At 27.8% G+C, this 12,710-nt stretch carries 8 protein-coding genes; 2 read left to right on the top strand and 6 right to left on the bottom strand.

All coding sequences use genetic code 4. From position 1 onward, the window contains the following. Nucleotides 1-30 precede the first annotated feature (30 nt). The 3 genes from EXC36_RS00930 to tig all read right to left on the bottom strand — a co-directional run bounded on the left by EXC36_RS00930 (nt 31) and on the right by tig (nt 3,720). A complete protein-coding gene (locus tag EXC36_RS00930; RefSeq protein ID WP_129690036.1) occupies nt 31-1,731 on the bottom strand; it encodes a lipoprotein 17-related variable surface protein in 1,701 nt (566 codons plus the stop codon). 452 nt (nt 1,732-2,183) lie between these two features. Beyond that, entirely contained in the window at nt 2,184-2,348 is a 165-nt protein-coding gene (locus EXC36_RS03965) for a hypothetical protein (RefSeq protein WP_010925014.1), read from the bottom strand. After that, on the bottom strand, nt 2,341-3,720 hold the full coding sequence (gene tig / locus EXC36_RS00925; protein WP_010925013.1) for a trigger factor: 1,380 nt from the start codon (nt 3,718-3,720) through the stop codon (nt 2,341-2,343). Before tig ends, EXC36_RS03965 begins: the two co-directional genes overlap by 8 nt. An 833-nt stretch (nt 3,721-4,553) precedes the next feature. Between tig and EXC36_RS00920 the strand changes: the two genes are divergently transcribed. Together EXC36_RS00920 and EXC36_RS00915 are read left to right on the top strand one after the other, a co-directional pair. Further along, a complete protein-coding gene (locus EXC36_RS00920) occupies nt 4,554-6,281 on the top strand; it encodes a hypothetical protein (RefSeq protein WP_129690034.1) in 1,728 nt (575 codons plus the stop codon). A gap of 156 nt (nt 6,282-6,437) precedes the next feature. After that, nucleotides 6,438-8,849 carry a hypothetical protein gene (locus EXC36_RS00915; RefSeq protein WP_129690032.1) on the top strand — a complete coding sequence of 804 codons (2,412 nt, stop codon included), beginning with the start codon at nt 6,438-6,440 and terminating at the stop codon, nt 8,847-8,849. A gap of 119 nt (nt 8,850-8,968) precedes the next feature. Here the strand turns inward: EXC36_RS00915 and infB are convergent, their stop codons facing one another. From infB to nusA, 3 genes are read right to left on the bottom strand one after another with little or no spacing between them, the layout of a single operon-like run. Beyond that, nucleotides 8,969-10,780 (bottom strand): translation initiation factor IF-2, encoded by a 1,812-nt coding sequence (gene infB, locus EXC36_RS00910; RefSeq protein WP_129690030.1) that lies wholly within the window; start codon nt 10,778-10,780, stop codon nt 8,969-8,971. Then, nucleotides 10,753-11,055, bottom strand: a complete 303-nt coding sequence (locus EXC36_RS00905; protein WP_041364332.1) for a YlxR family protein — start codon at nt 11,053-11,055, stop codon at nt 10,753-10,755. The genes infB and EXC36_RS00905 overlap by 28 nt, the downstream gene beginning before the upstream one ends. Then, nucleotides 11,039-12,691: a transcription termination/antitermination protein NusA gene (gene nusA, locus EXC36_RS00900; protein ID WP_010925007.1), complete on the bottom strand. Its 1,653-nt coding sequence runs from the start codon at nt 12,689-12,691 to the stop codon at nt 11,039-11,041. The genes EXC36_RS00905 and nusA overlap by 17 nt, the downstream gene beginning before the upstream one ends. Between the last annotated feature and the right edge of the window lie 19 nt (nt 12,692-12,710).

Raw genomic sequence — 12,710 nt, 5'->3', positions numbered from 1 at the left:
ACTATTTCTAATAGGGTTAAAGTCACTAACTTAAACTTCTGAGGCTTTTTTTGAATCTAAAGTTTCACGATTAACAAGTGAAGGTCTTTGTTCATTATTTTTTAATTCATTTACAAGATTGTCAATTAAAAATCTATGAACAACTTCTCTAGTAGGAAGATTAGTTACATTTATATCAAATTCTTTTTGATTTGAACCAACTATTAGTCTAACTTTTAAAGTTAAACTTCCTTTTTCATCGTCAGCGTTAGTAATACTTAAGATTTGACTATTAACTCCTGCTCTTTTGTAAATATCTCCTTCGGGAGTGTCAATTTTAAAATCACTTGTAACAAATTGTGTAACAAGTCTTCCGTTATTTGAGCTAATTCTTGAAGCTGTTATTTCATTAGCACTAAATTTACTTACAAGTTCATCAAAAATTCTTTTTTGTAGTTCATTTTGACTTAAAAATCCAGAAACACTCTTAGAATATCTTCATTTTTCTTGGCCATAAGAAATTTCAATAGTTGCAAGTCCAGTACTAAAGTCAGTTCCTGCCCAATCAACTAGATCATATTTAAAACCTCTTTGTTGAAGAGAAGAAATAGTTTTACTTGGATCTTGAAGATCATCTATTGAAAAACGACCAATAGTTTTTAAATCGCTAATTGTATATTCATAAGCACTTCTTTTTGCTTGAGTTTGAAAATTAACACTAAAGTTTGCCTCAACTCTATTGTTATATAACTCAAACATATCACTTGAAAGTAAATTATCATATTCAACAGTGTAGTCTTTTGAATATGGAGCATTGTTTCCATGAGTTTTTGAAGTTTTTCTAATTGTTAAAATAACACTTTGAGCATTTTGCTCTGAGGCTTTAATTGAAACAACTTTATAATCAACGTCATTATCTGAAGGAACAATAGGATGAAAATCGTTTAAGCTTATTTGAGAGGCAACTTTATTAATAAGATCTCTTGGAGAGTCGATTCCATTATTATATGAAATTACTAAATTATCTTTAATAAGTGGTCTAACATCATTGGCTTGATCTACTTTTGATTGATATGCTGGAATAATTCCAATAATTGTTTGTTTTACTTCTTTTTGAATTCCATTTCTTGAAATTAGTAAATTAACATTAACTGAAGTCAAAGAAGCAACATTTACACTAGAGACTTTAATTTCATAGTCTCTAAGAACTAAATCAGAAGCAACTACTATGTCAGTTGCTAGAATCTGAGAAGCGTTTTTATCTTTGGCCGCTTCTTGAAGTGAAAGTTTAATATGATCTTTGATATTATCTTCATTAATTGAATTTAAAAATTTCTCTGTTCCTTGAACTAATGTTAAAAATCCATTAATTTCTTTAGTATAAGTTTTACTTTGGTTTCCTTTAGAAACACGAATAGTAACACTAATTCTTTGTCCATTGGTGTTTGCAATTTGTTCAAAGCTAATAATTTGATACTTTACAGATAAATCTCTAGTTTCAAAACTTATGTTTTCTTGGTCTAAGATTTTACCTTGAAGATCACTTAATGTAAGATCTCGAGCTGTAATTGATTGTAAAAATTTCTCCGATACAACAGGAACTAACTCAGGGGCAGTGTTTACTAAATATAGATCACTATCTGAGGCAATATTTTTGGAAGTTCCAATGTAAGCCCCAAGTCCACCAGCTGTTGCACCTACTGCAACAACTCCTGTAGTAATACCAATAATTGCTTTTGTTTTCTTTTGCATAGATCCTCTTTCTCAAAAAAAGTTTGTCTTTAATAATAACTCCAAGATAAATAATAAAAATATTAGTTAGGGTTATTAAACTTTACGAATTTATCCTAATAATTAACAATTGTATTAGAATTTCTAATTATCAATCGAATTTAAGGTTTTTTTCATTAAAAACAAACTAAGTATTTGGTAATTAATTCTATTATCTTGTAAATAATACACTAAAAATTGTCTTTTTTTCATGGCTCAAAAGCTCTTTTTAGACAAAAAATAACAAATAATTTAGACTTTTTTAATAAATTTTCAGGAATTTTTTAGGAATTTTTTAAAACTTTTAAGAGATTTTTTAAAGTATTTTTGCTAAGAATATTAACCTATTATTTAAAAGGCCTTGTCAAAAAAAGCAATAAAAAACTACCTAAAACTTTTTAGGTAGTTAGTTATAAATAGATAATTAGTAGAAATTAATTGTCGTTGTTTGAATCTTTTTTAACTCTTCGTTTTCTTGAAGAAAAGTCTAAAATTTCATTTGAAACCTTAACTTCTCCAACAACACTAGCTGATTCTTCAACTGGTTCAGAGCTTTTTTTATTTTCATCTTCTAAAATATTTTCTAATTTTTTATCCATTATTTTTTTCCTTTCCTTTTGAACTTTTTGGATTTTTGGCTTTTCCTAAAGCATTGGCTTTTTCAAAAGCGCTTTTGTCATTTACTTCTAAAAGTTTCAAAATAACTTGTTCATTTAATAAATTAGGATCTTCCTTTAATTTATCAACTGGAATAAATTCTTTTATTTTGTCAACTTCAATATTGTAATTTTTAGCCATTATATTATAATGATCTTCAATAATATCGTCACTAATAGTTACATTTTCTGCTTTTTTGATTTGTTCAAAAATTAAATATTCATTAATTTTTGTAATAGCTTCTTTTTTAACTTGTTCAGCTACTTTTTCTTCACTTAACTTAGTCATTTCTAAATATTCACGTCTTTTTAGACCTTGAGCTTTTAGAGTTTCATTGAATTTTTCATTAATTGCAGTCATTTCTTCTAAAAGAAGTCCTCTTGGAATTTTGATATCATTAAGCTCTTTAATTTTATTAAAAGCTTCATTTTTAAATTCAGTTAATGAATCTTCAAGTAATTTATGTTCAATTGAAGGTCTTAGATATTCTTTTAATTGCTCTAAGTTAGAAACTCCTTTAAAGCCTAATTCTTTAATTGTTTCATCATTGATTTCTTTGGCTTTAGGTTTAAAAACTTTATGAACTAGAATTTTAAAAACACTTTCTTTACCTGCATATTCTTCAACATAGTAATCAGCTGGAAAAGTAACTTTAATTTCTTTTTCATCTCCTGCTTTTAAACCAACTAATTGATCTTCAAAGCCAGGAATAAATGATTTAGATCCAAGTTTTAATTTAAATTCTTCAGCTGAGCCACCTTCAAATTCTTCACCGTCAATAAAACCTTTAAAGTCAAAAACCATTTCATTTTCTAACTCTGCTGGCTCATTAGACTCTTCAATAGGTGCACCCATTTCCATTAAAGATTGAATTCTTTGGTCAATATCTTTTTTGGTAACCTTTACTTCTTTAAACTTAACATTTAAGTTTTTGTATTTAAAATCTTCAATTTCAGGTCTTACTGGTCAGAAAAATTCAATTTCAGCTTCATCTTCAGTAATTTTACTTACTCTATAATTAGCTCTTCCTAGGATTCTTTCTAAATCTTCTTTGTCTAGTTCTTTACGAGCTATTTCAAAAGTGCTATTTAAAGTCTCATCAATGGCTTTTGCTCAAATATCATTTTTTGATATTTTAGCTCTTGCAATTTTATCAAATTGTGGGCTTGAAGAGTTTTTTCTAAATCCAGGAATATTAATTTTGCTCTTTAGTTTATTAAAAGCTTTTTTTTGACTTTGCTTTCAAAGAGTGCTCTCTACTGGAGTTTTAACGTGAATTTCACTGTTTTCCTTGTCATAAGTTTTTATTGACATTATTCTCCTTATCTCCTTATAAATATAATTATTAAGATATTATTGCTTATTATTTTGGATTAAAAATCCATAAAAAAAAAATATAGATCATTTATATTTTTTAAAGTATATAACAAAAAATTAAAATAGCTTATTTTTTACACATATATATGCAAAAACTTATCATTTTGCTTATTAGAGCTCAAAAATTTCAAAATAAAAACTGGCTTTTTAATCAAAAAATAAGTTTTTACTTATCTTAAATAAATATTTATAGATTGGCTTTTTTATTTCTTAAAAAATCAATCAAAATCAAGTTTTAAATAACTCCTATTATATTAATAAAAAAAGATGTTTTTTTGAGCTAAGGTCTATAAATTTTGTTTTAACTTAACTTCAAGATTTTTGATCTTTAAACTTAAACAAAACTGCTTTTATAATGTCTCTTTTATTTATTTTAAAAGATTGCTTTTAAAAAAATATTTATTAAAAAAACTAAAATAGTAATAATCTTTAAACCTTTTTTAGATCATCTTTTAGTTTTTTATCAAAATAAACTAAAAAACCCAAAAAAGATAATAAAAAAGTACTTTTATTTGAATTTTTAAGACTTTTTTAGTAAATTTAGCTGATTTTTTGAGGTTTTTTTACTTTTCTTGTTTTTTAAAAACTAGAAAAAATAATATTTTAAGTAGACTTTCAAGGTGTTTTTAAACCTATAAGCTTATGAAAAGAAGATTTTTCGAGTTTTTTTGTTAAAATGATTGAATATGTGCATACATATATTTATTTAAACTATTTATGTAAGGAAAGTTAAGAAAAGTTATGAAAAAAAGTAAAAATTTATATCTTCATTGATATTTTCAACAATTATTTTAGCTCCAACTGCTCTAGTTTCTTGTGGTACAAGCAATACCCCAAAGACTCCAAACAATTCTACAAATAATACCCCAAACAATAATTCGAATAATACTCAAAACAATAGTTCAAACAATACTCAAAACAATAATTCAAACAATTCTCCAAATAATACGCCAAACAATAATTCAAATAATACTCAAAACAATAATTCGAACAATAATTCAAACAATACTCAAAACAATGAAACTCGAAAACCAGAGTCAAATACTCCTTCAAATCCTCCTAAGCAAGAGGAAATGCCAAATAAGCCAAGTGATAAAAAATGGTGGGAAGTTCAAGGAGAATCTAAAGTTGAACTTTTGGCAGTTTCAAGTGATGGAAAGAATCTAAATTTAACTTTTAAAGAAGAAATTCCAGCTGGTATAAAAACTAAAGTAAGTATTAAAAAGGATGATCAAAATAGCACTGAAGAAAAAACTTTTGATCTTGTGACTACAAAATCAAAAACACAAACCATTAGTTTAGGTGATTTAGAAAAGGCCAAATGAAAAATTTCGAAAATTTTATTTGGTCTTTCTACATACACACCAACTAAAAATAACACCTTTGATTCAAACATAATTGCAAATACTTCTGATGAAGAATTTAATAAAATAAAAGCATATTTAGAAAAACATCTCTTTGCTATCAAAGACGATAGAAAAAATTTAGCAAATTTCTCAAATTTAAGCCTAAATGATTTTGATTTAAAGTTAAATCCAAAAAGCACTGATAAGGCAAATGATATTTTTACATTTACTAAAGAAACACTAGATGAAAATCAACTTACCAATGTTGAAATGAAAATTTCTTTTGAATCAACAAATGAAGATATAGTAAATAAAAAAAGAAGCGTTGCTATTAAAGTACAAATTGGCGATAAAGTTGCTGTAGTTAAAAATCTTGAATGAAATTTTAAAACTAACCTAGAAATTGTCAATCAATATGTAAAAGATAATCCTAGTTATAAAGAATTAGAAAATCATCTAATAAACACTTATTTTAGCCAAAGACAAGGTATACATCCTTTTGAAATACCTACTTTTAGAAAATATAATTGAGAAAATATTTCTCTAAAAGATGAAGTTGTTGCAAGTTTTAGTAAATTTGGAACACTTGATGACTATAATGGAAATGCAACTTTACATTTTACAATTAAAAGAGGTAATGTCAAAAAAGGTATAGAAATAACAATTGGCAATTTTGCAAAAGTAGGTAACTATGAATCTGGTTATGACGGTGCAAAAAGAAGTGTAGATTTTGAACTAAAATCTAGCTCTCATGGTGGTAACTATAAAGTAGATTATGTATTTACTCATTACAATAGAACAAATGATTATTGATATACAAGTAGTGAAAAAGAACCTACAGTAGAATTTGCCTGAAGAGGCGGAATAAGAAATCTAATATATGGATTTGAGCTTTTAATTTGAAATGATCCAAGATATTACAAAGAAAACTCTTATGTAGTTGAATATAAAGAAAGTGCCAATGGTGAGTGAAAAGCACTAGATACTTTAGTTAAAGATGTTAAACCTTTTGAAAAAGACAAGCGCTTTATTCAAGAAATAGTTGAGGTCAAAAAAGTAGTTAATGCAGTTAGAATTAGATTCTTGGATGGAAAAAAACCAAGATGAGTTTCTATTGCTAGCTTAATGCCAATTACCAAAATCCTAAGATAAATTTAACCAAAATGAATTAAATTTTAATTTTTATTTAATTCTTTGGTATATTTTTCAATGTACTTTTTTAGATATATCAAGCAAACTTTATAAACTTTTTTAGTTAGCTTTTATATATCAAAAAGTCTTAAAAAATTATTTTATATAAGGAATATTATGAAAAAAAGTAAAAAAATTACATTTATAGCAATATTTTCAACATTAATTTTATCTCCAATGGCTCTAGTTTCTTGTGTTACAACAAAGTCTAATAATCAAATTGATCCAAGCGCAAAACAAAACACAAAACAAACTAGTCCTCAAAGCGCTCCTAAAGAAAATAATACAAATACTAATGGAAACTCAATAATTAGCCCTCAAAATCCAGATAGTTCAAAAACCCCAGAGACTCAAGTGCCTCCTACAAAACCTGAAGATCAAAACAAAGAGCCTCAAAGTCCAAAAGATCCAGAAATTAAGGATAACGGACAAAAAAATGAAGGACCAAAAGCTCCTGAAACAAAAGAAATGGAACAAAAAGATCAAGGGTCAAAAACTCCTGAAATTAAGGATATGAATCAGAAAAATGAAGGACCAAAAGCTCCTGAAATAAAAGACATGAGCCAAAAAGATCAAGCTCCTCAAGTTCCACAAAAGCAGCCAGAGGATCCTAAAAAACCAGAGACTCAAAAGCCTCCTGTAAAATCTGAAGATCAAAACAAAGAGCCTCAAGATCCTAAAGCTCCTGAAAAGCAGGCAGAGACTCCTAAAGATCCTCAAGTTAAAGACATGGCAAATAAAAATATCCAAGGTCCAAAAGTTCCAGAAAAACAAGCACAGACTCCTAAAGATCCTGAAATTAAAAATATGGATCAAAAAGATCAAGCTCCTCAAGAGCCACAAAAACAGCCAGAGGCTTCTAAAAAACCAGAGACTCAAAAGCCTCCTACAAATCCTGAAAGTAGTAATACACAACAAGAAAATAAGCAACCAGAAGTTCAAAAAACTCCTGAAAAGCCAAAAGCTCCTAAAGCTGAAGAGCCACAAAATCCAGGAAATACTCAAAACAATGCAAATGATCAAGGCCAAACTCAAGAAGATTCAAATGTACAAAAATGATGGCAAAATTCAGGAGCTCCTGAAGTAGAGCTGACAAAAATTTCTAGTGATGGTCAAAATCTAAATCTATCATTTTCAGAAGAGCTTCCTCAAGGCATAACAGCTAAATTAGTATTTTCAAAAACTGATGATCAAAGTGGACAAACAAAAGAAATAGACTTTAGTACTACAAAATCTAAAGATCAAAAAATTAACTTAGGTGAATTAAGATCAGGAAAATATACAATTAGTCATATAATTTTTGGTATTGCTTTATTTTATCCAAACTCAAATAATACCTTTGACTACACATCAGCAAATGAGGATTTTTTAGCTACAAGAGATTTTTTAAGAAATCTTGATATTAATGTTAAAGAAGAGAAAAAGAATATACAACAAATTTCTCATATAGGTATAAATGATTTTAACTATAGTTTAATTGAAAAAGAATCAAATGAAAATTCAAAAACTTTTGAATTTCCTCAAGAAATTCTAGATAAAAACAAATTTAAACAAGCTAAAGTAAAATTTACTTTTAAAAGCCAAAGTGAACAAGTAAACAATAGTAAAAGAAGTGTTAATCTTGATGTTCATATTGATGATAAATTTGCTTTTACTAAAACGATTGAATGAACATATTTAAGCTTACAATCAATTTACAACCAATTTGAAAAACGTGAGCAACGCTATAATGAGCTAAAAGATTTAATCATCAAAAAATATTTTGAAAATCGAAAAAATACTCTTCCAATAGAGCTTCCAAATTACAAAAAAGGCCTTGGAAGTGAAAATAAAGAATTAGCAAAATCAACAAAAATTTCTTTAAAAGATGAAATTGATGCAACTTTTAAAGGATATGGAATTTTAAAATACAATAACTCTACTTTTGAAGAAAACCATGGTGCTTCATTAAATGATAAAGAAGGTAGTGCAAAACTTGTTTTTGAGATTTCAAGAGGTAATTACCAAGGTATTCTAATTGAAATAAGCATAAATGGATTTGCAACATATGGAGACTATGACAAAGATTATGAATCTTGACAAAGAGAAAATGATTTTAACATTAGTGTAAGTTCTCAACATAGAGGTTATTCAGCTAACTTAGTTTTTAAACCTTATTGATGACAAACATATTATTGATTAGCTAGTTATTCAGATCAAAATCCTTCACTAACATTTTCATTTAAAGATCAAAATAAAGATGATCTAATCTATGGATTTAAACTTTTATTCTGAAAAGGTCAATACTACAGAAGCGATTCTTATAAAGTAGAATATAGAAAAACAGCTAATGGTCCTTGAGAAAGTCTTGATATTTCAAATAGAAAAGTTCATGAATTTTCAGATAATCGCTTTATTGAAGAAGAAATACTAATTAAAAAAGATCAAGTTCAAGCTGTTAGAGTTACTTTCCTTAAAGACAAAAAAGCTCATCACACTTCAGTTGCAGCTTTAATGCCAATTACTAAAAAAGCTAGCTCTAATGCTTAGTGCTTATAAATAACTAAAAAATTTGACAAAAAAAGTTTTACTTGCTTGGTAAAACTTTTTTATTTATTCTTAGTGAGCTTAAAGCTTTGGTAAATTGATTTTGTCAAAATTAAAAAATTTTATATTCTAAATTCTTCAATAATTTCAAGCTGGTCATCTTCTTTAATATCATCGAAGTTTTTAATACGTAGTCCAAATTCAAAACCTTTTTCAATTTTTTTAACTTCATCTGGACCTTTACGCAGAGTTTCAACTCTTCCATCATGGATAAGCTTATTTTTTCGGTAGACCTTAACAAAAGAGTCGCTTTTAACATGGCCCTCTTCCATTAAACACCCTGCTATGTTTCCAACTTTTGAGTAGAAGAAAACTTTTAGAATTTTGGCTCTACCAATGGTTCTTTTTTCAAATTTAGGCTTAACCATTTTGTTGATTTTTTCATTTAAATAATCAACAATTTTATAAACAACATCAAAAGAGTTAACTTGAATGTTTAAATCTTCAGCTTGTTGTTTAATATTTGGATTTGGTTTTGAATTAAAACCAATGATTTCTGAATTTGAAGTTTGAGCCAAAAGTAAATCTGAGTTATTAATAACTCCAATTCCATAAGAAACTACTATAACTTCAATTTCATCATTGGCAATTCGAAGAATTAAATCTTTAATAGCCTCAGCTGTTCCTTGGGTATCTGATTTAATGATAATATTAAAGATTTTTTTGTCATTGTCTCTTCTGATACTAATTGTTTGAGTTTGTTGCAAGAATTTTTCTTGTTTTTCTGAGTCTTCTCTTTCTTGAGAAAGCTTTTTGGCATATTTTTCATCGTTGATTCCAACAAATTTTTCTCCAGCTGAAGGAGCATAGTTTAGCCCGATTACAAAAACTGGTGTTCCAGCTCCTACTTTTTTAAGAGGCTTTTTGTTAGTATCATAAATAGCCTTTACCCTACCATAACGAGGACCAGCTACTAAAAAATCACCTTTGTGAAGAGTTCCATTTTGAACAATAACAGTTGTAAGAGAACCTACTCCTTTGTCCATTTTTGATTCAATAACAACTCCAAGAGGATGACGTTTTGGATTAAATTTTAAATCTAAAATTTCAGCTTGTAAGTTAATATTTTCAAAAAGCTTTTCAATTCCTTCACCTTTTAGAGCAGATCCATAGACAATGGGTGTGTCTCCTCCTCATTCTTCAAGGTTAATTCCCGAAACTGAAAGATCATTTTTTAGACGATTTAAATCTTTAGAAGGCTTATCCATTTTGTTAACAAAGACAATAATAGGAACGTTGGCAGCTTGGGCATGAGCTATTGCTTCTTTAGTTTGAGGTTTAACTCCATCATCGGCTGCTACTACTAAAATAACAATGTCAGTAACTTTTGAACCTCTAGCTCTCATGGCACTAAAGGCTTCATGACCTGGAGTGTCTAAAAAAGTTATTTTTTTGTTGTCATAGATAATTTGATAAGCTCCAGTGTGTTGAGTAATTCCTGAAGATTCTGTTGAGACAATATTTGATTTTCTAATTTTGTCAATTAAAGTAGTTTTTCCATGGTCAACATGACCCATTATAGTAATAATAGGAGGACGAGTTTCAAGATCTTCTTTTTTATCTTCAAATTCAATGTTATCTAAAAAATTAGATGCATTTATTTCTTTTTCGACTCTAAAGTCATAGCCATGTTTAAAACACAAATCAGCAATTTCTTCTTCACTTAAAATGTGATTTAAGGTATACATTTTTCCTTTTAAAAAGTATTCTTTAACAATTTCAGTTCCTGAAATGTTAATTTTTTGAGCAAACTCTCCAATTGTCATTGGGGAGCTAAAAATAAATACACCATTTTTTAGCTCAGTTTTAACATTAATAATTTGTGTTTTAATTTCATTAATATTACTTAATCTTTTATCTCTTTTTTTTGCCATATTGCCTCTACTTGTTCTTTTAGATAATCATACTCGTGATTTGATATATTTTTTTTAAATGATCTATTTAATAATCTTTTTTGAAAAAGATAATCTATTTTTTCTTTTTCAAAAAGTACATATGCTCCTCTTCCAATTTTTTTATTACTTGAGCCTAGCTGCAGTTCTACTTTGTCATTGAATTTATAAAAGCGAAGCAGCTGTGATACTGAATAAATTTTACCCGTTACAATGCATTTTCTAGTTAAAGTCTTGGAATTATCACTCTGAATCATCAAAGTCATCTAAGTCTATTCCATCAAGGGCAAAATCTGAAAAATCTTTGTCATTAATTACATAATTTTTTAGTCTGTTAATTTGCTTATTATTGCTTTGAGCTTTTTCTTGGCTTTCTTGACTTTCTGACTCTTGCTCTTGGCTAGTTTTTTCAAGCTTAGGAGCTTCAAAGTCATTTATTGCCATATCTAAGCTTGTATCCATTTCATCACTTGCTACAAGGTTGTTTTCTTCAAAGTAAGCTTCAAAGTCTTCAAAGTCTTTTTTAAATTCATCAATATTAAAGCCTTTTCCAAAATCGTTTGCATAATTTGAAAAATCATTTTGTCTTCTAGCTTTTGAGCGACGAGTGCTAAATTGACTAATAACTTTTTTGTTTTGTCATGAGTGTTTTTCAATTTCTTCTAATTCATGCTCTTTTACATTTCCATTTCAAAGAATAGATCATCCTTTTTCTTTGGCTTTATCAAGAGTTTCAATGTTAATTCTAGATTGACTTAGCTCACTTGATAAAATGGTGTTCATTCCGGCCTTACCGATGGCAACTGACATTTGAGAATTAGGAACAACTACATTAAAAGCAGGAATATGTGTTTCTGGCACAACTCTTTCAATTGAAATGACATTAGCTGGTTTTAGAGATTCAACAATAAATTCTTGAAGATCTTCTTTATAAATAACAAAGTCAATTTTTTCATTGTTTAATTTTTCACTTATTATTTTATTTCTATCTCCGCTTTGGCCAATAAGTGTTCCAATGATGTTAAGTCCTTCAGAGGCTAGATGGCTTTTTTCAACTGCAATTTTGGTTCTAATTCCAGCTTTTCTAGCAATTTTTTTAATAATAATTGAACCATTGGCTATTTCTTCGAAAGTCTCTTTTAAAACATTGATAACCTCAAGAGGGCTATTAAGTGAAACAATTAAAAGAGTCTCTGATTTATTTTGAAATTCCTTGGCAAATTCAATAAAATAAACATCAATTTTTTTACCCAAAGCAATTTTAGAATTTTTGTTAATTTCTTTATTTGGTAAAAAAACTTTAGTTTCCATATCACCAACGACGCTTCCAAAAAATCCTCTGTTTTTAAACTCTTCGATTTTAACTTGGATTTTTTGTCCAATTTTTGAGCTATAAAAATCTAGAACACTTTGCTTTGCCTCTTTTGCAAGGTTTTGTTGAAATATTGAAAAAATCTTTTTAACTTCATTTAGCTTAAGTTCATCATGTTTAATTTGTTTTTTAACTATATCACCTATTTGAACATCACTTTTTTCTTTTCTAGCATCACTAAGTCTAACAAAGCTTACTAGCATCTCTTCAGCTGAATAATCATCATCTGCCTCTTCAAGGGCATCTTCTATAACTATGGCATTGTTGTTATAAAAAGTTACTTCTTTTTTTTCATCATCATAAACAATTTCCAAATCAGCATCTGGATCAAAGTCATTTTTAATAACTTGGAAAAAGGCCTCTTGAAAAATTTGTTTAACTGTTGATATTTTTAACTTTTTATCTCTTGACAAATTTTCAAGAGATAAAAAGAAGTCAATAGTTTTATTAGACTTTAAAAGTGACCTTGCTTTTTTAGATGAGATTTTTAGCTCAGGATTTTGGCTTTGGTTTTCTAACATTGATTCCTCTTTTGTATTT

Origin of the sequence: Mycoplasmopsis pulmonis (assembly GCF_900660575.1) — a bacterium.
Taxonomy (GTDB): Bacteria; Bacillota_I; Bacilli_A; order Mycoplasmatales; family Metamycoplasmataceae; genus Mycoplasmopsis_B; species Mycoplasmopsis_B pulmonis.
The sequence above is the reverse complement of the archived record's forward strand: the minus strand, read 5'-3'. Positions and strand labels throughout refer to the sequence as shown.